21 protein-coding genes are annotated in these 21,435 nt (G+C 57.8%); 6 read left to right on the forward strand and 15 right to left on the reverse strand.

Going from position 1 to position 21,435, the window contains the following annotated elements; genetic code table 11:
- Nucleotides 1–2: 2 nt before the first annotated feature.
- Both EDC29_RS04530 and EDC29_RS04535 read right to left on the reverse strand, forming a co-directional pair.
- Nucleotides 3–1,040, reverse strand: a complete 1,038-nt coding sequence (locus tag EDC29_RS04530) for a M14 family metallopeptidase (protein ID WP_132228728.1) — start codon at nt 1,038–1,040, stop codon at nt 3–5.
- A gap of 39 nt (nt 1,041–1,079) precedes the next feature.
- Complete coding sequence (locus tag EDC29_RS04535) at nt 1,080–2,501, reverse strand: glutamate-cysteine ligase family protein (protein WP_132228730.1); 1,422 nt, start codon at nt 2,499–2,501, stop codon at nt 1,080–1,082.
- A 159-nt stretch (nt 2,502–2,660) separates the two neighbouring features.
- On the opposite strand from EDC29_RS04535, the gene EDC29_RS04540 reads away from it, so the two are divergent.
- Entirely contained in the window at nt 2,661–3,398 is a 738-nt protein-coding gene (locus tag EDC29_RS04540; protein ID WP_132228732.1) for a PP2C family protein-serine/threonine phosphatase, read from the forward strand.
- Here the strand turns inward: EDC29_RS04540 and tadA are convergent.
- Complete coding sequence (tadA, locus tag EDC29_RS04545; protein ID WP_123141437.1) at nt 3,388–3,891, reverse strand: tRNA adenosine(34) deaminase TadA; 504 nt, start codon at nt 3,889–3,891, stop codon at nt 3,388–3,390. The two genes, EDC29_RS04540 and tadA, sit on opposite strands and share 11 nt — an antisense overlap.
- Nucleotides 3,892–3,989: 98 nt before the next feature.
- On the opposite strand from tadA, the gene EDC29_RS04550 reads away from it, so the two are divergent.
- Nucleotides 3,990–4,652 (forward strand): potassium channel family protein, encoded by a 663-nt coding sequence (locus tag EDC29_RS04550; RefSeq protein ID WP_165913433.1) that lies wholly within the window; start codon nt 3,990–3,992, stop codon nt 4,650–4,652.
- Nucleotides 4,653–4,662: 10 nt separating this feature from the next.
- Here the strand turns inward: EDC29_RS04550 and EDC29_RS04555 are convergent, their stop codons facing one another.
- Nucleotides 4,663–5,595 carry an AraC family transcriptional regulator gene (locus EDC29_RS04555; RefSeq protein WP_123143048.1) on the reverse strand — a complete coding sequence of 311 codons (933 nt, stop codon included), beginning with the start codon at nt 5,593–5,595 and terminating at the stop codon, nt 4,663–4,665.
- A gap of 198 nt (nt 5,596–5,793) precedes the next feature.
- On the opposite strand from EDC29_RS04555, the gene EDC29_RS04560 reads away from it, so the two are divergent.
- Nucleotides 5,794–6,948 carry an iron-containing alcohol dehydrogenase gene (locus tag EDC29_RS04560; protein WP_123141440.1) on the forward strand — a complete coding sequence of 385 codons (1,155 nt, stop codon included), beginning with the start codon at nt 5,794–5,796 and terminating at the stop codon, nt 6,946–6,948.
- A 566-nt stretch (nt 6,949–7,514) separates the two neighbouring features.
- Nucleotides 7,515–8,612, forward strand: a complete 1,098-nt coding sequence (locus EDC29_RS04565) for a transporter substrate-binding domain-containing protein (protein ID WP_123143050.1) — start codon at nt 7,515–7,517, stop codon at nt 8,610–8,612.
- Nucleotides 8,613–8,691: 79 nt separating this feature from the next.
- On the opposite strand, the gene EDC29_RS04570 is transcribed toward EDC29_RS04565, so the two are convergent.
- Together EDC29_RS04570 and EDC29_RS04575 are read right to left on the reverse strand one after the other, a co-directional pair.
- Complete coding sequence (locus tag EDC29_RS04570) at nt 8,692–9,888, reverse strand: transposase (RefSeq protein WP_132228734.1); 1,197 nt, start codon at nt 9,886–9,888, stop codon at nt 8,692–8,694.
- Nucleotides 9,889–10,130: 242 nt separating this feature from the next.
- Nucleotides 10,131–11,480 carry a hypothetical protein gene (locus EDC29_RS04575; protein ID WP_132228736.1) on the reverse strand — a complete coding sequence of 450 codons (1,350 nt, stop codon included), beginning with the start codon at nt 11,478–11,480 and terminating at the stop codon, nt 10,131–10,133.
- 626 nt (nt 11,481–12,106) lie between these two features.
- Between EDC29_RS04575 and EDC29_RS04585 the strand changes: the two genes are divergently transcribed.
- Nucleotides 12,107–13,795 carry an LA2681 family HEPN domain-containing protein gene (locus EDC29_RS04585; protein WP_200189211.1) on the forward strand — a complete coding sequence of 563 codons (1,689 nt, stop codon included), beginning with the start codon at nt 12,107–12,109 and terminating at the stop codon, nt 13,793–13,795.
- A gap of 56 nt (nt 13,796–13,851) precedes the next feature.
- Here the strand turns inward: EDC29_RS04585 and traJ are convergent, their stop codons facing one another.
- The 9 genes from traJ to EDC29_RS04630 form a co-directional block, all read right to left on the reverse strand.
- A complete protein-coding gene (traJ, locus tag EDC29_RS04590; protein WP_200189212.1) occupies nt 13,852–14,229 on the reverse strand; it encodes a conjugal transfer transcriptional regulator TraJ in 378 nt (125 codons plus the stop codon).
- An 8-nt stretch (nt 14,230–14,237) separates the two neighbouring features.
- Nucleotides 14,238–14,465: a type I toxin-antitoxin system ptaRNA1 family toxin gene (locus EDC29_RS04595; RefSeq protein WP_132228740.1), complete on the reverse strand. Its 228-nt coding sequence runs from the start codon at nt 14,463–14,465 to the stop codon at nt 14,238–14,240.
- 68 nt (nt 14,466–14,533) lie between these two features.
- Nucleotides 14,534–14,800 (reverse strand): hypothetical protein, encoded by a 267-nt coding sequence (locus EDC29_RS04600; protein WP_132228742.1) that lies wholly within the window; start codon nt 14,798–14,800, stop codon nt 14,534–14,536.
- Between the two features lie 12 nt (nt 14,801–14,812).
- On the reverse strand, nt 14,813–16,435 hold the full coding sequence (gene trbL, locus EDC29_RS17745; RefSeq protein ID WP_132228744.1) for a P-type conjugative transfer protein TrbL: 1,623 nt from the start codon (nt 16,433–16,435) through the stop codon (nt 14,813–14,815).
- Nucleotide 16,436: 1 nt separating this feature from the next.
- On the reverse strand, nt 16,437–16,616 hold the full coding sequence (locus EDC29_RS04610; protein WP_132228746.1) for a hypothetical protein: 180 nt from the start codon (nt 16,614–16,616) through the stop codon (nt 16,437–16,439).
- Nucleotides 16,617–16,618: 2 nt separating this feature from the next.
- On the reverse strand, nt 16,619–17,398 hold the full coding sequence (gene trbJ / locus EDC29_RS04615) for a P-type conjugative transfer protein TrbJ (protein WP_200189213.1): 780 nt from the start codon (nt 17,396–17,398) through the stop codon (nt 16,619–16,621).
- A 1,121-nt stretch (nt 17,399–18,519) separates the two neighbouring features.
- Entirely contained in the window at nt 18,520–19,275 is a 756-nt protein-coding gene (locus EDC29_RS04620; protein ID WP_132228748.1) for an ABC transporter ATPase, read from the reverse strand.
- Entirely contained in the window at nt 19,262–20,125 is an 864-nt protein-coding gene (locus EDC29_RS04625) for a helicase RepA family protein (RefSeq protein WP_132228750.1), read from the reverse strand. Before EDC29_RS04625 ends, EDC29_RS04620 begins: the two co-directional genes overlap by 14 nt.
- A 4-nt stretch (nt 20,126–20,129) precedes the next feature.
- Nucleotides 20,130–20,360 carry a helix-turn-helix transcriptional regulator gene (locus EDC29_RS04630; protein WP_412917501.1) on the reverse strand — a complete coding sequence of 77 codons (231 nt, stop codon included), beginning with the start codon at nt 20,358–20,360 and terminating at the stop codon, nt 20,130–20,132.
- A gap of 86 nt (nt 20,361–20,446) precedes the next feature.
- On the opposite strand from EDC29_RS04630, the gene EDC29_RS04635 reads away from it, so the two are divergent.
- Nucleotides 20,447–21,433 (forward strand): hypothetical protein, encoded by a 987-nt coding sequence (locus EDC29_RS04635; protein WP_200189214.1) that lies wholly within the window; start codon nt 20,447–20,449, stop codon nt 21,431–21,433.
- Nucleotides 21,434–21,435 lie beyond the last annotated feature (2 nt).

Here is a 21,435-nt window from a genome sequence, read left to right on the forward strand (position 1 = left end):
GCTCAATCGTCGCGCACGGCCAGCGGCGGTTCGCGGCGGATCATCAGATAGCAGAGACAGTCCTGACGGATCACCACCTCGTTGCGGGTGAGCATCGAGGGCATCGCCGGGCGGCGCAGCAGCAGCTCCTCGCCACTGATCCTGAAGAACTGCGCGCTCAGGTCGCGGCCCTCGGCGTCGTGCACCTCGACACAGAGCCCCTTGCCGGGGCGCACCCGACCGAAGGCCATGCCCGCCGGCAGCTCGCAGAAGTTGAGCCGTTCGAGCGCCGGGTCGAGGACCAGATCGGCCTGCTCGGGCGGGAAACCGAAGTGCACCCCGGGCGGGATGCGGGCGCGGGCGACGGTCTCGAACAGATCGAACTCACGCGCCGCCGGCAGGCGCGCGGGCAGCTCGGTGAGCTGGAGCAGGGCGCCGACGAACTCGCGCGCGTGGTCGACGCCGCCCTGCTCGCCGACCTTGCCGCACTCCAGGGTCACCGCCGGGCAGATGCCGGTGAAGGCCTGTGACTGCACCCCGGTGGGGCTGGTGAAATAGACCAGGGTGCGGGCGAACAGGCTCGCCAGCTGCAGTGTCCGGGGTTCGAGCACGTTGACGCATCCATAGTGCGGGTTGCGCCCGGTGTTGTTGTGCAGGTCGACGCTGGCGAAGGGCGCGCGTGCACGCATGGTCTCGACCACCTGGGCCATCATCAGCTGCTCCGGGCCGTGGTCGGGTGCGGCGCCCGGCCACACCCGGTTGTAGTCCGGTTGTCCGGGCAGCCGCCGGACGCTGTGGGCGGCGGCGGCGACATTGCCGATGAACAGGCTCAGCGCACGGGGCAGGCGCAGCGCGCCGTAGCGGGTCAGACGCGCGGCGAGCAGGGCGCGCACCGCCTCCCAGCCGACGGTCTCGTTGCCGTGGAGCAGCACCGAGACGAACAGCGGCGCCCGGCGCTGTCCCGGCAGATGGATCAGGGTCGGGCCGCCGAGCAGGGCCTCGAGTCCGGGCGCCGGGGTCTCGAGCAGTCCCTCCGGCAGGTGGTCGAGCTGTTGCAGCATGGCGATGGTCTCTGCGTCCTCGGGATGGTCGTCCCTGGTTCAGTCGATGCTCCATTGGTGCACCGGGTGACCGGCGCGCTGGCGTGCCAGATAGGCGGCGGTCAACCCGTACATGTCGTGGCCGTGGCGCGCCACCCAGGCGCGTTGCCAGGCCGCGCCGGTGCGTCGCCGGGCGAGACGCTGGGCGATGATGTCGAGCCAGTGTCCGCGTTCGTCCGCGCCCATCCCCAACGCCTCCAGCCCGCGATGGGCGCGCGGCAGCAGGTCGTCGCGGAGGATGGTGGCGACCTGGTGCTCGCGCCCGTCGAGCCAGCGGATGCGCGCGCCGAGCCCGGCGCGGGCGCAGTCGTAGAAACCGGCCATCGCCAGGGGGAAGGGCAGTCGCTGCTCCGGGGGGCGCGGGTCGTGGCTGAGCGCGTGCACCGCACCGAGATAGAGCGCGGTGTTGGCGATGGCGTCTGCAACCGTGGGACCGGCGGGGATCACCCGGTGCTCGATGCGCAGATGCGGGCGGCCGTCGTCGTCGAAGCCGATCAATGGCCGGTTCCAGCGCCAGATGGTGCCGTTGTGCAGGCGCAGGTGGGTGAGCGTCTCGGGTGGCTCGTCGCTGCACTGCGGCAGCAGGACCGGATAACGCGCGAGATTGGCCTCGAAGGTCTCGAGGATCGAGTGCGCGGCATAGCGCTGGCCGAAGTTGACCCGTTCCTGGAGAATCGCGCCGCCGACCGAGACCGCCTGCTCGAACAGCGCGATCCGCGTCTCCTCCCACAGCGCATGACCGAACAGGAAAGGCGAGTTGGCGCTGATCGCCACCAGCGGGCCGCTGAGGATCTTGGAGGCGTTGTAGACCCGGGCGGCGTGCTCGGGGGCGACCTGCAGGTGGATCTGGAAGGAGGTGCCGGCGGCCTCGAGCATGACGTCGTGCCAGTGCAGCTCGAGCGGTTCGTCGCCGTCGATGATCAGCGACAGCGCTCGCCCCTGGCGCAGCGCGAAGATACGGGCGTTGAGCGCGCGATAGCGCGCCAGCGGCGACATCGTCTCGATGTCGAGCTGCTCGGCGTCGATCGTCGGCAGGGTGCCGATGGTGACCACCCGCAGCCCGAGATCCTCGCCCAGCCGTTGGGCGCGCTCGAGCGGCTCGCCGAGCGTCGTGGCGAGCTGCGAGAGGGTCGTCGCGCCGAGTTCGAGCGGGGTGCCGTTGAACTCGATGTTGAACATCGAAAGCTCCGGGACCACCCGGGGGTCGGCGAGCGCGTCGAGCAGCGCCGGGGCGCGCGGGGCCGGGCGCATCGCGGTGTCGACCAGCCAGGCCTCGAGTTCGAAGCCGAGCATCGGGGGTGCGTGCGCGATCCGCCCCTCGGCGAACCAGCGCGCGAGCAGCGCGGTCTCCTCGCGCAGCCGGGTGGTGAAGCGCGCGAGATCGGCCTCGCTGAACCGGTCACTGGCGATCTCCTGGCCCATCCGCTGCCTCCACCGGTCGCAATCGTACATCCGCATTGACGTCATGGCGTTCGCTATACAGTCTATGCGGCTTGATCGTCGTCGACGCAACGTGGGTCGGCGGCAGCACAATGGAAGATCGAAACCGCCATGGTCGGCGGACGAGAGGTGGATCGAATCATGGCTCCCTGGTCGAAGGGCTTGTGTTGGAACTCGGGCGGTATCAGCGATGCCGGTCGGGTGCGGCGGGACAATCAGGACGCCTATCTGGATCGTCCGGAGCTGGGGCTCTGGGCGGTGGCCGATGGCATGGGCGGGCATCGCGACGGCGCCGAGGCGAGCCGGCTGATCGTCAGTCGGTTGGGACGGCTGGAGCGCGCACTCGAGCTGGAGTCGGGGCTGGAGACGCTGGAGCGGACGCTGCGTGCGGTCAACCGCGAGCTGGTGGCGAGCGCCGAGGGCGTGCTCGAGGCGCTCTGCGGCAGCACGGTCGCGGCCTTGCTCGCCGTTGGTGATCGCGTTGCGCTGTGCTGGGCCGGCGACAGCCGTATCTATCGGTTGCGCGCCGGCGTGCTCGAGCAGCTCAGCCGCGATCACTCCCAGGTCCAGGCGCTGGTCGATATGGGGCTGCTCTCGCCCGAGGAGGCGGAGTGGCACCCGCTCTCGAGCGTGCTGGTGCGCGCCGTCGGCGCCGATGCCCGGCTCGAGTTCGAGCGGCGTACCGAGTCGCTGCGCGCGGGCGATCGATACCTATTGTGCAGCGACGGGCTGAATCGCGACCTCGCCGGCGACGAGATCGCCCGTATCCTCTCCCAGATCCACCCCGCCGAGGTCGCCGCTCAGGCGCTGGTACGGGCCGCCTGCGAGGCCGGTGGCAACGACAACGTCACCGCGGTGGTGGTCGACTTCACGGCCTGAGCGCGTCGCGCGCGGCGCGCGCGGCCCGGCGTCGGGCACGGAAGAAGTCACGCAACAGCTCGCCGCAGTCCGCGGCGAGCACCCCGCCGCGACACTCGGTGCGATGGTTGAAGCGCGCATCCGAGGGCAGCAGGTCGAAGACGCTGCCGCAGGCCCCGGCCTTGGGGTCGGTCGCGCCATAGACCACCGCGCCGACACGGGCATGGACGATGGCCCCGGCGCACATCACGCAGGGCTCGAGGGTGACATAGAGCCTGGTCTCGGGCAGGCGATAATTGGCGAGCCGGCGTCCGGCGTCGCGCAGCGCCTGGATCTCGGCGTGGGCGCTGGGGTCGTTGTCGGCGATCGGGCGGTTCCAGCCCTCGCCGATGCACTGCCCGTCGCGCACCAGCACCGCGCCGACCGGGACCTCGCCCTGTTGCGCCGCGCGCTCGGCCAGGCGCAGCGCGTGGCGCATCCAGAATTCATCGGGGCTGTCGACGGCAGGCTCCACTCGGGGGTCTCCTGTGGTGAGGATGCGCGGGCGCGGAAAAGGGATCGATGCTAGTCGCCGCCCGGGCACGGGGCAAGGCGGGCACCTTCGGAGGGAAGATGAGACGACGACTCACCGAGCACGACAACTTCGGCTATCTCACCGTCGCCCTGGTGGTGCTGCTGTTCGGTACCGCGCTGGCCGACGAGCTCGGTCTGCGGCTCGGTCAGCTGCTGGTGCAGCTGGCGATCGTCGCCGCGCTGGCGCTCGGGGTCTGGGGGATGAACCGGCGCACCCACTGGTTCCGCACCCGGCTGGGGCTGATCCTCGCCAGCCTGGTGGTGATCCTGCTCGGGCGCTGGCTGGAGACGGCGGTGGTGTGGCTGCTGATCCTGCTCGGCTATCTCATCCTCACCAGCTGGCTGGCGATGGAGCAGGTGCTGCGCGGCGATTCGGTCGACTGGAACAAGATCGTCGGTGCGGTCTGCGTCTATCTGCTGATGGGGCTGGTCTGGGCGACGCTCTACATGTTGATCGCACTGCTCGAGCCGAGCGCCTTCGCCGGTCTACGCCCCGGTCCCTGGTACCAGGGCTTTCCCGAGCTGGTCTATTTCAGCTTCATCACCCTCACCACGGTCGGTTACGGCGACATCGTGCCGGTGTCCTCGCTGGCGCGCTTCTTCGCCTTCATCGAGGCGGTGGTGGGGCAGTTCTATCTCGCCATCCTGGTGGCCAGCCTGGTCGGTATCCGCCTCGCCGACTGGCGCGGCAACGGCGACTGAGCGGGTCCGCTCAGGGCCGCGAGTCGTCGGGGACCGGGCCGGCGACGCTCGCCGTGGCATGTCGCACCTCCGCCGGCGAGACCCGAAAGTGACGCTTGAACTCGCGGCTGAACTGCGAGGCGCTCTGGTAGCCGACCCGGGTGGCGGCGACGCTCGCGCGTACCCCCTGGGCGGCGATCAGCGCCCGGGCGCGGTCGAGGCGGATGCGCTTGAGATAGCGCAGCGGGGTCTCGCCGGTGACCTGCTTGAAGGCGCGATGGAAGGTCGAGGCGCCCATGTGCGCCTCGGCGGCCAGCGATTCGACGCTCAGCGCCTTGGCATAGTCACGATGGATGCGCGCCAGTGCCCGGGCGATGCGTGCATCGGCATCCTGGTGCTGGGTGAGCGCGCACAGCGCCGGACCATGAGGGCCGAGGAGGGCGCGGTAGTGCAGCTCGCGCACCAGCGCCCGACCCAGCACCTGCGACTCCAGCGGCGAGTCGAGCGCGTGCAGCAGTCGAGCTGTGGTGGCGATCATCTCGGCATCGAGCGCCACCGGCGCGAGTCCGCGCGGCAGTCCGGCGGTCTGCGGCCGCTGCGGCGCGAGTCCGCCGCAGACCAGTGCGACCAACTCGTGGAGCAGGGTCCAGTCGATGGCGACGAACAACCCGAGCAGGGGATCGCTCGGACTGGCGTGGGTCTCGCATTCGAGCGGCAAGGGTACGCTGACGATCAGATAGTGATTGGGGTCGTAACCGAAGCGGGTGCGCCCGAGATAGACGGTCTTGTGGCCGCCGGCGATGATCACGATCCCGGGCTCGTAGATCATCGGGGTGCGAGCCGCAGAGGCGTCGGTCCAGAACACGCGGACCCCGGGGATCTCGGTGTCGAAGGTGCCACTGCGCGCACGTGCCTGGTGTGCGGCGCGCAGCCGCGCGAGCGGTTGCTGAAGTCCTGGCGGCATGCTGGTGTCGTATTGTGTGATGGCCTGGAAGCAGGATCTTATCCTTTATCGGGCATGATTTGTGGACGATCCGCCCGGATTGAGCAGGATCAGGCAAGTAATCGGCAGGATCGACGGTTCAGGCCGCGATAGTCGCGGGGTAGGCTGATAGGGTCACGGGCAACGCATGCCCCTTGTACCGAATCCACAGGAGTCACGATGGACAACTTCGTCTACGAGAACCCAACCCGTATCCACTTCGGCAGCGGCCAGATCGCCGCGCTGGCCGAGGCCATCCCCACTGGGGCGCGGGTGCTGATGCTCTATGGCGGTGGCTCGATCAAATCCAATGGGGTCTATGATCAGGTGGCAGCGGCGCTCGCCGGCTTCGACTGGGAAGCCTTCGGCGGCATCGAGCCCAACCCGCGCTACGACACGCTGATGCGCGCGGTCGAGCGGGTGCGCGCCGGTGGCTTCGACTATCTGCTCGCCGTCGGCGGCGGCTCGGTGATCGATGGCACCAAGTTCGTCGCCGCCGCCGCGTGCCATCCGGGCGACGATCCCTGGGCGATCCTCGCCGAGCAGGCGCCGGTGCGCGAGGCGCTGCCGCTGGGTTGCGTGCTCACCCTCCCGGCGACCGGCTCGGAGACCAATATCAACGCGGTGGTGACCCGGGCGGAGCGCAAGCTCGCCTTCTACAGCCCGCTGGTGCGCCCGCGTTTTGCCATCCTCGACCCCGCCACCACCCTCAGCCTGGCGCCGCGCCAGATCGCCAACGGGGTGGTCGACGCCTTCGTCCACGTCATCGAGCAGTACCTCACCTATCCCGCCGATGCCCGGGTGCAGGATCGCTTCGCCGAGGGCTTGCTGCTGACCCTGATCGAGACCGGCCCCAAGGCGCTCGACGACCCCAATGATCTGGCGCTGCGCGCCGACATCATGTGGGCCGCCTCGCTCGCGCTCAATGGCCTGATCGGCTGTGGCGTGCCGCAGGACTGGGCCACCCACCGCATCGGTCACGAGCTGACCGCGCACTTCGGCATCGACCACGGGCGCAGCCTGACCATCGTGCTCCCTGCGCTGATGCAGGCCCGCCGCACGGCCAAGCGCGACAAGCTGCTGCAGTACGCAGAGCGGGTCTTCGGGATCGACCAGGGCGAGCCGGAGGCGCGTATCGATCAGGCGATCGCGCAAACCCGAGCGTTCTTCCAGCGCATGGGTGTCGAGACCTCGCTCGCCGACGCCGGGCTCGACGCCACCGCGATCGACACCCTGGTCGCCGGCCTGGAGGACAACCACCTGCTGCCGCTCGGTGAGCGCGGCGACATCGGTTCGGCCGAGGTGCGGGCGATCCTCGAGGGCGCGCTGCGCTGAGCGTTGGCGGCGTACGCGTTCGGCAGGGATGCCGGCGCGTTCTCCACTCAGGCGCTCGAGGACGACACCCGGGCAAGCCATAGCCCCACATCGCGATGCTCACGCCGCGCGCGCCGCCTCCGCGCGCCGCCCTTGAGCAGGAAACCGACCACGCGACAGGGCGCGCGGCGGCGCTGTCGACTCGGGCGGGGATGGCCGGTAGATCCCCGATTGAGTCGGTGTCTTTTCGCTTGTTAGCTTGATGTCTGGCGTTCTTACTCGTCCGGCAGGGACGCCCCTCAAGTGCTCGAGAATCACACCCGAACACGCCGCAACCCTCGCCAGATCGCAACACTCTCGCTGATCCAAAATCCTTGAGCGGGAAACCGGTGTGCTTGACGAAACGCTCGGGCGCGATGTCGAGACGGCGGCATCAGGCAGGCGCCTAACTGTACGTGCGCGCCCTTTCTCCCGGTGCCAGGCAATCGCTGCAACGCTCCTGTTAGTATGGCTGCTGTTCGAGAGCCGCACCGCTGGCGCATGGCCGGTTCGCGGCGGACGAGACAGGCGTGCGAGGAGTATCCGCCATGAAGAGCGTAGGGCGTCAATCACCGCTGATCTTGATCGCCTTGAGCGTGTTGTTGTCGCTCATGACGCCTGCAGAGGGCGGGGCCGACGAGCCGTCGGGCGAGCGCGAACTCGTCATCGCCACGCGCGATGCGCCGCCCTTCGCCATCAAGCGGGAGAAGGGCTGGGATGGCATCACCATCGAGCTGATCCGGCGTATCGCCGACGAGGAAGGGTTTCGGGTCCAGTTCAAGGAAATGGGACTCGATGAGATGTTGGATGCGGTTGCCGCTGGAGAGGTGGATGCGGCCGCCGCCGCCCTGACCATCACCGCCGAGCGCGAGCAGCGGGTCGACTTCACCCATCCCTTCTTCACCTCCGGTCTCGGGGTGGCGGTCCCGCAGCGGCCCGAGCTGACCTGGTTCTCCGCGCTCCGGCGCGTGGCCTCGGGTGCCTTTTTGCAGTCCTTGGCGGCCTTGCTGGGTGTCCTCACCTTACTCGGCGCCCTGGTCTGGCTCGCCGAGCGTCGCCGCAACGAACAGTTCTCCGGCAAGCCGGCCAAGGGGATCGGCTCGGGCATCTGGTGGTCCGCCGTCACCATGACCACCGTCGGCTATGGCGACAAGGCCCCCGTGACCTTCGCCGGGCGGCTGATCGGGCTGGTCTGGATGTTCACCAGTGTGGTGGTCGTCTCCAGCTTCACGGCGGCCATTGCAAGCTCGCTGACCGTGGGCGAGCTGGGTCAGAACGTGAGCGGGCTCAGCGATCTCTACGGTAAGCGGGTGGTGACGGCCGAGGACAGCACCAGCGCCCGTTTCCTCGACCAGAAGCTGGTGCGCTACAGATCGGTCGCGGATGTCTCCGAGGCGCTGGAGGCGCTCGCCGCCGGGCGGGCCGATGCCGTCGTCTATGACCTGCCTATTCTGAGACACCTGGTCAGCTCGGAGCATGCCGGTGAACTCCGTGTGCTGCCGGGCATTCTGCTGCGGCAGGATTACGGCATCGCGCTTCCGCCGGAGACCGAGCTACGCGAGCCCGTCAATCGATGGATTCTGCGCATGATCCAGAGCCCGGAATGGACGCCCATGATCGAGGGCTACCTCGGTCACGCGGGCTGAACGGGCGCGTTCCCCCCGACGCCTTGAGCGGAAGATGGTCCGCTGCGAGTCTCCCCTGAGACGCTGGTGTGACCTCCCTTCAAGCGGCCGAGAACAACAGTCGGGCGCGCCGCAATCCCCGCAGATAACGACACTCGCGCCGTGCCGCGAGCGCCGTCAGCCGCTGCGGTGCGCCGATCGCCGACCCGAACCCCTTGAGCAGGAAACCCGCGTGCTCGACGAAGCGCTCCGGCGCGATGCCGAGCCGGATGAGGATCTCGGGCAACTCCGCCGGGATCGCCCCGCGCTTGCGTGGATGCAGGGCGCGACCGAGCGAGTCGACCAGGGTCAAATAGCCGTCGAAGGTGAAGGGGATCGTTGCCGGGAGCTCGGCGGGGTTGCCGAAGGGCAGTAGTGGGGCAGGGGGCAGGCGGTTGAGGGCCGCTTCCCAGAGGTTGGTGCTGCGGGCGTCCGGTGAGGCGTCGTTCTCGGGTTCGGCTGGTGTGGGTGCGTGACTGGCTGGTGTCTTGCGCTGATGGGGAATCGGTCGTTGCGAACCGGGAGAGACCTCTGGTGGTGTCTCCGGCCCGACATCCGGGCGGTACGCCACGTCGAGATGCTGCCCGATTGCCGTACCCTCATCGCCCGCGCGCAAGGCGGCGATCCGTGCCGCAATCCCGGTATGCGCACTCTCCTCCGGCGTCTCCGCGATCCCCGCCCGAATCGGGTTGAGATCGACATAGGCCATCACCGCCAACAGCGCCGTCTCGTCGAGGATCGCCTGCGAACGGAAGCGTCCCTCCCAGAACCGTCCCCGAACCCCATCCTCCCGATTCGCCGCCCGCGCGATCGACTCGTTCAACACCCGCATGAACCACGACAGATCCGCCAGCCGCGCCCGGTAAGTCTCGACCAAGCCCGCGACCCCATCCAGCTCCGTCTCAGTCATCTCTGCCCGCGTTGCAGGCGACAGAAACCGCTCCACCACCACCGGTCCCCGGAACAGACACCGCCAGCGCCGCAACACCTCGGTATCCGACCACCCCGCCGCCCGATTGGCATCGACCCGCACCACCAGATGCACGTGATTGCTCATCACCGCATAGGCCGCCACATCGATCGCGAACACCCCCGCGAGCTGACGCAACCGCAACTCCACCCAGCCGCGCCGATGCTCGAAACTCCGCCCGGTCAGCCGATCGAAGCCGCACAGATACGCCCGGCGCACGCAACGCGTGACGACGTGATACCAGGGCGTATCGGACAAGGAGACGAGCGCGGCGCGGGGACGAGTCATGGGGCATCTCCGCTGGGGGTGTTGGGAGAAGCGTAGGAGAGCGCCTTGGGGGCGTCAACGGTAAGTGGGTGTCCCTTTATTTTTAGGAGAGCGTCTCGCGAGCGTCAACAATAAATGGGTGTCCTTTTATTAGTATAGGGGCAGACATGGGCTCTCCTCTGCTCGGCCACCATCATGCCGTCGGTCTCTACTTTTCGCTGGACCTATTTTCAGGGAAGGGGACACCTTTATTTTTCCTTTCCCTATACTCCGATCTGATTTTCAATATATTTCTGAAGTACTTCCAGAGCTGCGTCAGTTACTTTGCTACCCAGACCAAAGAGAAAGCCTTTCAATTTTTGTTTTGCTGATAATCTATCTGATTTTGGCGCGTCCGGATCTAGCACCTCATGAACAGCGGATGAAAGCTCTGCTTTTCTATTTTCTGCATATTTATTAATTAGCTCAAGTATTTCTCGTGCCTCATGGCCGATATGTTGATCTCCGTATATTTCTTGAGACACAACTCCATTTACAGTTTGGATAATCTGCGGTTTTAAGTTGATAGCTACATTTTCTGAGCCAGAAATCTTTAGAGGAGACTGGGCTAAACTAAGCGCACTACCAAGAAAGCCTGCTTGTGGTATAGTGTCATCAACAATGGAAGTAATAACATCCCAGTCCAAATTAACCGGTAGCGCATCTGTTAATTCTGATTCCAGCCTATGACGAATCGAAAGTATCTTTCTTTCCCTTTCTTGGCGAAGATCTACGTGTAATCTACGAGCTTCTTTAGAGTATCTGTCAACTATGTTAATTATCGAAGTGGCGGCGAGGCTCTTGTCTCGAAGAATAACTTTGGCTTTTGATGGGTCAGATGCACATATGTCCATAAACTTTGAAAACTCATCAAAATCTTCCGCTATATCTCTCGCTGAATCTTCACTTTCGCCAAAAAATTCATAAATTACTCCTTGATTGGTTTGATATTGATCCAGTCTAGAACTAACTCCGCTAACTTTCGATAAGTAGTCTCTGAAAAGCTGTAAGAGTTTATCTGCCTCTAATGCCCACATTCTTTCGGAAGGTACGTACAGCCTGAAAAGCAAATTATTTTCATTTTGTTCCAGGAACGAAGTTGCCAAAACTGTAAGCTCTGCATTCTTCTTGTACGGCATTACATTCAGGCAATGTTTTTTCATCATCGAATTAACGATTTCAAGTGTGACATCTCTAGGTTGGCCAAAATAATGCCCAAATAATGGGTTTTGCTCCTCCTTGTCATCTTGGTGCGGATCTTCTGCCAATCCCGAGAGTAACGCCTCATATACGAAAACTATATTGGGGTGCTGGGCTATCTCGTGAAATAATCTCTCAGCTAACTCTTTGTATTCCTCTGAAGCTATAGCTCGATACGTATGTGGAGTTAGCTTAACGATTGTGCCTTTAATCTGATATTTTTCGTAGTAATAGAAAATAGTGTTCCAATTTTGAATACTTGAATCTAGCAGCTTCTTTTTAAACTGTGTATTTGTAGACTTAAGTTTACTTGTTACCCCTTCATGATCGGCTGTACCGAGAAGCAAAAAAAGCGGCAAATCTCTTTGTGGCATGTTTTTTCCTACGTTCAATTGCGGAAGAAAAAGGACACCCAGACTCCAATTCCCCAGCCACCAAATCCTACACTTCCCCCTCCTGCAAAAACAAAAAAAGCCCGCTCACGCGGGCTTCTTCCTCTCTTCCTGATCTCTAGCTGCCGCCAGCAACGCACCCCAGCGACAGCCCTCCCGACCTCACTCCCACTCTAATATAAATAGACACAATATATCCATGAAATTCAGGTACTTATAAATCTACCATCTAGCAATACCATAAATTATACCACACGAAGAATTTTTGCTACTTTTTTGCAGCTCTGCGCTTCCGAAGCTCAGTCCGAGCCCAGGCAGATGCCTCTGCCATGTCACTGCGTAGCTCTTGCCGCTCCTCAGGGGTCAACCAACGCACTGCGGATTCGCCCCCTTCAGCCTGCTCCAGAGACCAACGCATACTATCTGCCTTGACCTCTGCTGCCGATGCCTGTGACGCTCGGCACTCTTGTTCGCTCATACCGCCTCTCAAACTTATACCAAGAATCAATTGCTCAGTGTATATTTTTTAGCGAAAGAAAAAAATTCTGTCGGTTTATGATAACTGGTAAATTGTCGATATTAAATGAAAAAAGGAGCTCTTCATGGTCATGACAATAGATGAGATTAACGATTTAAGTGAAGAGGCTGATTTACATATACTAAACAGGGACTATGAAGCTCTGGAAAGTCTTATTGAGAGATTGACGTCAAAAGACTTTGATTTTGAACATCCTCTTTATGAGGCTCATTACCTTTACACAATAGCAAACTGCTATTCCGTACTTTACGAGGATCGGAGGGTTGAATGGTACTCAGACGACCTAATGAAAGCAATAATCTATTACAGAAAATCGCTTCACAGAATACCAAAACCTGACTGGAATGACATGCCTGAAAATATTCAGGCATTTAACAACCTTAAGTCGATGGTTCTAACTAACCTGGCTAACCACCTTTCTTCTCAAGGAAGGGTTTTATGTTGCATACCTTTTTATGATGAAGCCATAGCTATAAATAGAAAAATAGAAGCGATTGCATCAAAGGCTAGAAACCAGCTATTTCTTGGCGAATCTCTTTATGACAATGGGCACAAAGAGTATCACTATTTTATAGCCTACAGGCTTACCAAAGAGGCCACAGATAATATCGAAGAACTATATCCTGAACACAGAGTCGATTTAGAGAGGGATGGGTGCTTAATTAAATTCAAGGAATGGTTCGAGGAGAACTTTGAGGAATCTTCCTTCGATTACTTTTCAGCAGAGTATAACAGCTCAAAAACGAGAAAGGAAAAACAATACCTGCAATGGTGTGCAAGGAATAAGCTATTTATTAACGACCTAAATGATGTCTGCGATTTTGAAATATCCCATCAGGATGTTCTTGCTCTTCCTTCTTTCTCTCAATCCATAAACTCAACACTCACTATGCATGAAGAGCTAGCGTATCATGGCAACTTCGATGAAATAAAAAATGACTACTGCTACGCACGCTACTTGTTTTTTACTGCCCACAGCATACCTGATGAAGAACAACACTTCTATAACTCAACATATCGACATATTGACGACATGTCTCACTCTATAAACAACCTAAAAGTCAGTCATTACAAAACGTCATTCCGGATACTCTATTCATTATTCGACAAAATCGCTTATTTAGTAAGTCGCTTTTTTGATCTTAACGATATAAAAGATGACAACATGATAAGCATTGACAACCTATTTCGGGACTTCAAGTCAAGTAACTGGAGAAAAAATTGGAAGCCCAATAAAAAGCTAGGGACTAGCGACAATCATTTCATTCATGCTTTATTTTATATATTAAAAGATATTCGCGACGTTAAAGACACTTCATCTGTTTCAAAGTGGATAGACCCAGACGCTAAAGCATTTTCTGAAATTAGGAATGCCATGGAGCATAGATCACTTAAAATAGTAGATGATTTCGGTTATGAACTAACAACTTCACATAACAGTTATCATGAAAGTGAATTAGAAAAGCTTAATCTAAAAATTAAAAGAATAAGAGAGCAGTTACAATCCCCCTTACCCCCTGAAGAATCCAAAACACTAGAATCCGACCTGGAAAAGCTCGAATCGGATCTTTATGAAAAGAAAAAATTAAGCTCACATTCTCTATTAATACCTATGAGTCAATTTGAGTCCCGACTAATGACGCTAATAAAACTGGCAAGAAACTCAATCATTTATCTATCGCTATCCATCCACCTCGAAGAAAAGAAGCGCCCTAATGATAAGATATACTTGCCAATGGGCGTCCCATTAAAAGATTAATCAAAGATAAGGCGGGGCTGCACCGCCTTATCTTAGTATTGAGTCCGTTCTCAGCTTCATAATTCAGACCTCGGCATAACAATCTTGGTCATGACCTTACCCATTTCCTCCTGTGTCGCCTCAATCTTGCTGAGAACAGCAAGGATTGTAGACTGGCCGAACTGGGCAGTTCGCACGTCATCGGTAAGCCATAGCTTCAATAGGCCACCTAAGCGGCCAAGGTCGCCGTTGATTCGGGCCAATTCCCGAACCTGCTCATAATCCACCACACCAGAGATGTGATAACCCTGACCGACTTCGCGTAAGTACCGTGCAGCACTCATACCAGCTCGCTTTGCCTGAGTCTCGATTTGTTCCTTTTCCTCGGGCAGGCAGTACACCTTGATAGGTGTACTGCTCTTCCTCGTTATTCGTTTTTTCTCATCGTTCATCATCTTTTGCCTTACCTCCTTATCACCTGGCGGATAGTGTCCAAAGCCAGTTCGAAGTCCTCCGGCGTCGCTCGGCCAGTTTCAGCCTGGTAGTAAAGGATGGTGAACATATTGGCGACCGCCTCCGCGACGGGCGAAACCTGCCGGGCGGTTTCCTGGTCAATGAACTCCAAGGCGGCCAGCTCGGTTGCTGCCTGATGAATTGCTTGCTGAACTTCGATATTATGCGTGGTTGTCATGTGTCACCTCTCTGACAGGTGGTATGTGAAAATGCGGGCCGGTGCACCATCACTGGCCCGTGTGCTTTCTATAAGCCGGTATTGGAAAACCCGGCCACTTCTGAAAACGGGGTTTTCCCGGTTCCAGCCCCTGCGTCATTGCTGATGCGTGTGCTGCTCGATGCCTCCATTCGGCTAGTAGGGTCCGGGCGATTCACAAAGGCCGCAATCTCCGCGTAGGTGTCTTTCTCTTCCTCGGTCGATGGTTCGACAACCGGCACAAAATTGGCTTCTGTGCGGGGTTCCTGGGCTTTGTCGAGCATATCCAGGGCAGCCATGAAATTACGTTCTTTCATCGTCTTATCTCCTTACGTATCTTGCCGATCGCGGTTCACAAAGCTGGCAACCTCTTCATTACGTTCCTGCTGGCGTTCCTGGGCATACGAAACGTAGTCCCCGACGTCGAAGGTGTGCTTTTCCGGGTCGCGTGCTTGCCACTCAGCGTGTGACTGGCGGGCCTTGTCCTGGTCCTCGCTGGACAGCGCATCAAAGCCGCCTGTTTGGTTTACCCAGCCGCCGCTGTTGCCACCGCTCAAGCTATCGCTGTCGAACGATGCGGTATCACTCACCTGATCAGCGCTACCAGCATCGTTATCACTCTTTGGCTCCATGCTTTCACGAATTGAGGATGCCAGGCGCCCTCCGGCGGTCTGATTAGCCTTGTTTTGAAAACTACCGGCCATCTTTGCCCCGACCCCTTTAGCAAGCTCGCCAGCCGTTCCGGCTGCTAGAGAAGCTGCCCGACCAAACCCACCGCCAGAGCTGGAACTACCCGCTCCGGAAAAACCTGCTGCCTGGGCAAATGGCGTATCACCCGTGCTCGCGTTATCGCTGCCAGTGGTGCTACCACCCCAGCTTTCGCCGGTATCACTAGAGCTACGGCCGAAGCTCGGCATGTCTCCACCGGCCATACTGGATTGCGCCTTTTGAAAGGCTGCTTTTACAGCACTAGCTCCACCGGCCATATTAGTCGCCCCGGACATTGCAGCGCTTCCAAGCGCAGCACCACCCGATGCGACGGCTGCACCGGCACCGACAGCACCACCAATCAAGGCCCCTGCACTGAATGAACTACCAGCGCTCGCAGCACCACCACCGCCAGGGATCAAACCTGCAACCACGTTTGGTACGGAGTTAACGAGAATAACCATGACAAGGGACACAACGAAAATGACCAACAATTCGTCCATTGGCGCACCTTCTGAAAGGTCGGAGTGATAACCATCGATAATAGAAATAGCGATCCCAACCAGCAGTGTCATTGTCATGATTTTGAGTGCTATACCGGCCACACTCCTGAAATAGTTGACGGCAATGTCAGAGGTCCAGCGCGAGCCACCGAAGCCCAATACAAAAATCCCCGCGTAAGCAATAATCCATGCCGTAACTAGGGCAAGAAGAACGTTGGCCGCGACAATGGCCATGCATGCCAATATGGCAAGCGTGGTTAGGAAGATGGACAAGTTGTCCATAGGGCTAGTGATGCTATAGCTGCTCGCTGCCTTAGCGATAATGTCAAACGCAATATCTATCGGCGTGGACGGATTTAACCCCCTTGGCAGGCCGGATGCTTCAGTCGCGATATTTCTCAACGAGTTGATAATATCCATTGCAAAGCCAGGCCCATTGATCAACAGCCACCAAAAGAACCCGGTAGTAATGGTGAAGCGGGTAAACTCAGCGAAGAATTCGCCAATGTCGGCTTTGCGCAATGCCATCATGCCGAACGTCCAGACCATTGAGATAACAACCAGTGTCCAGAATAACCAGGACGCATGATCAGTAATTGTTGTCGCCCAATTTGAGCTTTCGGTTAAAAAACGGTCCGAAACTTCATTCAACACACCGCCTTTATCTATTTCGGCAAAGGCGGCTGGTGAAATGGAAGCAAAGGGCAGTACTGCCCCAAAGCGAAGAAGTACTGTTTTCATATCAGAACTCCTTGCTCTTAGAGCGATCCACCGGTTCTTTCAGGCTATCGTAGATAGTCCCGTCCTGTTTTTCGCACTGCTCTTGCTGTGGGTTTGCTTTTTCGCAGTTTTCTTCCTTCTCACTACATCCCGCCATGAGGGACAAAGAAAGGAGTGTCAGCATTTGCATCATGTATTTCATGCTTAGTACTCCTTGCTGTGAGAACGGTTGACTGGCTGTGACAGCCCCTCATAGAGCTTATCGCGTGAAGCCTGATATTGAGCTTCGCGGTCAGCATCTGCCTGCATTTGCGTGCCAACGGCATTCTGCTGAGCAATCAGCAGGCTACGGATTTGCAGGAGCTGGTTGGCCTGGTTGCTGGCGAGCTGGTTGGCGTACCCGATAGCGGCCAGTTGGCCGTCCGCGCCCTGGGCGGCAGATTGCAGACGCAGGAGTTGTCTAGCGTCGGCCTGCAAGTTGTCTTGCTGCTGCTCCAAACCCTTAAACAGCGCGTCGTTGGCTTTCTTCTGCGATTCAGACGCCAGGCGGCGGTTCTCGGCCATCGCGGCCCGTTCGGCATCGCTGCACCCCGCCGACGAGAAACAAGGCGAGCTGCGGTAATAGGCCACGTCCTGGAACTTGCCCAGGTAAGCATCGAGGCTGCCAAGCTGATATTGGTAATAGGAGAGTGTGTTGGTCGCCTGGTTCAGATCGTTGATCGTGCGTTGCGCCTGGTCCCAAATATGGGCCGCCGGGGCCATCGTGTTTTGCAGTTGGTTTTCATACTGCTGGAGTTGGGTTTGGTATTCCTGAATCTGCTTGAGCGTCTGCGCGACGGCTTCCATCGCGGACATGATGTTTTGCGATAGGTTGGTGCCATCAACTACAGGAATACCAGCATAGGTAGGCTGAAAAGTGCAGGCCGTCATGGCGACAACCAGAGTAATTTTAGCGGCTAAATTTTTTCTTTTCACATTTTGCATTCGTTGATCTCCATTACCAATGAATGCTCTATCGTGCCTTTCAATGCATAACGTATAAGCCCAATAATTGGACATAAAAGTTGACATGGAGAAATTTAATCCAACAACTCCTACGGCGGCAGCCAATGGCCTCGCAGAGCAGGATTACCGTTGAGCGCCCCGGCGCGAATAAGGTAAGTGAAGAAGGAACCGCCGACTTGTCGGTGGGCCTACTTCACCTATCCTGCCCGCACCTCAGCGTTGATTCTTGCGCGTACGGCATGTGCATTTCTGTGCAGTAACCTGTTTATTCCTGTGCAAACCGTGTTTTTCCGAGTAAATCGACACTTACAGCGGTATGACAGCGCACTTATAGCGACTCAACAGCGCTAAAATAGCGGTCTAGCAGCGTTTTGAGATGACTACTTTCCTCGCCATTCACTACACACAAAAACACAGCTTTCCTGTGAGTTCCCTCATATGACTACCTTGCTTGTAATCCCGCCCCTCAAATGTCAATAAAACACGTGGGCACCCGACACATTGCCTTGATTTACAAAGACTTCCACATTACTCCACCCACTTGGAGGCCATTTCATTGACTGTTTGGGGTCGGTACTAGTTGAGGCATTCTTGTTGCGCCGCGCGCCCACCTTCGGACAGGTTTCAAGAACAATGTATATGCGAATAGGAATGTAGCGTTGTAGTATGTTGTATGGTGCTACTACATACTACAAACCGCACACATTTGTAGCCTACTATCGCCTGAAGTGGCTATTCATCTTGATGTATGGAATACGGCTTTCTGAGCCGCCCAGAGAGGCGCTTCAGGCATCACCCTCCGCCAACCCCCTAGTCAGCCTCTGATCGACGCTCCTGGAGCTTATAAGGCGGCTTTGGTCGTCCTTCGGACGGATTGAACGCCAAGAGAAGGGATTGCTCCTGGCGAGCACACAAAATCGGCCTCCCTCTTGGCGTTAAAACATCGGCCGGAGGCCGATAGATACTCAACCTCCAGCACCCAGCTGGAGGTTGCTGGATATCCTGAGATATCCTGAATATCCTGCCAAAACAGCAAAAAATCGGGCGGGTGTGAGTCACTACCGGGCGGGTGTGAGTCGCCATCGGGCGGGTGTGGGACGCTATCGGGCGGGTGTGAGGCGCTTTATCCTATTCTCAGCATCTATCGTTATTCCAACTTCATGCAATTTTTCCGCATCTTCCCTAAGCCTGGAACGCCCGTTTCGCATCTTTTTACTATTGATGTTTTCACCACAGACTGCGCGAATGAGAGTATCAACATGCCACCCTCCGGCTGGGTCATTCTTGTGGGTCAATATGTGTCGAGCGACCGCCTGACTAATCCCGTGCCGCAAGCGAGCAATGGGTGCGGGATTGTAGTACAGGCTAAGGTCATGCTCCAATAGCATGACCAAGGCGATACCAAGCCGAACTCTCCACAGATTTCGCTCTCCCCCCGTCAAGGGATCAGGGCGTGTCATAGGTGAAGGAATAACATGATCGATCAAGCCGCCGATTATCGGAAAATCGAGCTGTGGTGTTTCAATGGTTACAGTTGCTGCTCGCAGCTCTGCCAGCAGCTTCTCAAGATGGGAGGAACTATACCTGCTATCAGACAAGGTTTTCCGCACTTTGGCAGGGTCTACCAAAAGCTCTACACCACCATCTGACACATCGCGTCGACGTTCGGCACAGTGCAAAATAGCCTCAACAACATCTGCGTGCCGCTGGCCAAGCCTTCCCTTAATGCGACAGCGGCCAAAGGATGTTTCCATCCAGTCGGCCTCCATCAGGCTTGGGCGCTGACTGGCCTGGTAAAGCATCACTCTTGCCTGTGCACTGGTACTAGTTGGAGTGACCTTGTTACCAGTTGTCATCAGCGCCTTCCATAGCAGCTTTAGATTTCTTGAACGGTAATACTCCTTTGGCCTTACGCTGCCTCTCCAGCACGGCAGGTTTCAGCACACCGCCTTCGTGACGTCTGAACCAACGCTCTGCGAAAGGAGAGCCATAATTCGCCTTGCTCACGCCATAGCGGACGAAGTACCCACGCTGACTATCATCAACACCCCATTCCTCAGCCTCGGTTTGCGTCATGCCAGACAGATACGATTGCCAGCGAATGTTATCGACCAGAACAGACGACCCACGGCTGGCCTGTTGCTGGTCACCCGCACCAATCATGGCGGCGCTCTTACTGGCATGGTGCAAAAATACGATAGAGCACCCCGTATCGGCGGCAATGGCCTCCATACGTCCGATCACTTGCGCCATTGGGCCGCTGGCGTTTTCATCTTCGATATGAAAACGGCGTAAGGTGTCCAGGATCATCAGGCGACGGCCTTCAGTCGCTCGCTTAAGGCCATCGAACCAATCGAGACACATGATGTTGGGGCACCTTCCTATCAGCGGCTCAATCAGCAAGCCTTTAGCAACGGCTTGCCGCTGCTCGGCAGTGAGATGTGCCCCAAGCGCATGTAATCGGTGATGGATAGCAGCAGGAGGATCTTCTGCGGGGAGATAGATAACTGGCCCAACAGTGAACTCTCCGACTTCCAGCAAGTCCGGGCCTCCAGCGATCTGCATGGCAAGCTGTAAGGCCAGCATGGATTTTCCGGCACCACCTGGTGAAACCAAGGCCCCCACCGTACCGGCAACCATGTTAGGTAAAACATAATCAAGAGGCGGCGGCGTTTCCGAAAAGGCCGCCATAAGATCAAGGGCCATACTGTTAGGCCTCTATGGTGTTGCCAGGTCGAGCAGCCTGGATTCCAGACGACTTGCGCTCTTCAATCCATTGCTCTACTTCCGACAAGTCCCACGCGACGTTTCTGCTGGTAAGTGCAATTCGGCGAGGGAACTCACCTCGCTTCTCCAAGTTGTAAATTGTCCGTGAGGAGAGAGGAATCATTTCTAAGAGCACTTTTCGATTGATCAGCGTCTTATTTGCCATTGCTTGCATACTTGTGCCTCCACTTACTTATGAAAGCTCTATGGTGCCCAGCAATGCCACTTGATTAAGCCTATAAATTGGTTAAAATGGTTGACATGAAAAATAAATCGAGCATCGTCATCTGGGAAGGTTGTGCCCCAGTCGTCACAGAAGCTATCCAGCGGTTTGAAGAACGCTGGCACCCTTACTCTGCGTCCTCAAGACGCTACCCGATCGTGCGCTTGATAGAGGAAGTCATCGATCCTGCCCTGGCAACCTACATGGATACCCTTCCAGGAAGCTACGCAGGCCATGTTCCTGGAGCCGGTACTGGAGTAGGATTCAGCGCGATCATTCGAATGGTAGGACTTGAGGCCATGGTGCGAATGCAACGCCAATTACTACGTCAATTCATTAAGACAGTAGAACAGAAGAGTCCGACGGACGAGCGCTTCATAGCGACTCTCGAATCCTTGAACGGGCTGGTTTGGGATTGTGCATGTAAACGTCCCAAAAGGTCATCCTCTACGAAGGGAGTCAACCTAAACGCACAACGTAAACACGATTTTTGCGAACTATGCGGAAACAAGACGGAGTTCGCAGCCTTTATGACGACAGTGGCAGGTCAGCGTATCAATGACGTTGAGTTAGAGGATCGTAAGAAACTTGAGCTCAGTCACCAGTACTGCGAAGAGCATAGACCCAAGTTGGCAAATGGTGAGTGGAACCCTACTTATAGACAGGCAAAACGTTCTCTAACGCAATTTAATATCGAACTCACACGACTGACCCATCAGTGTGCGAATCGGTCCAAGCCTCACGCCATGTCAGGGGGTGAGTTGATTGACAGCTACTTCTTCCAATTAATGTTACGTCTAAATTTGCAGTCAGCAGACAAAGCAGAATTACGTAACCTTGCTCGCAGGATGGTGGACTCTAAGCTCTCGGATACCAAGAAAAAAATGCTGGTACTCAAGCGGTCAGGGTTCAGCCAGGCTGAAATTGGAAAACGAATACTGAACGCCAAGCAGCAGCCCATGACACGCCAAGCCGTGTCTAAAGCGTTGGCTACAATACGTAAAGAATTCCTGTTGGGAGGCTAGAG

The sequence above is a fragment of the Marichromatium gracile genome (assembly GCF_004343155.1).
Classification (GTDB): domain Bacteria; phylum Pseudomonadota; class Gammaproteobacteria; order Chromatiales; family Chromatiaceae; genus Marichromatium; species Marichromatium gracile.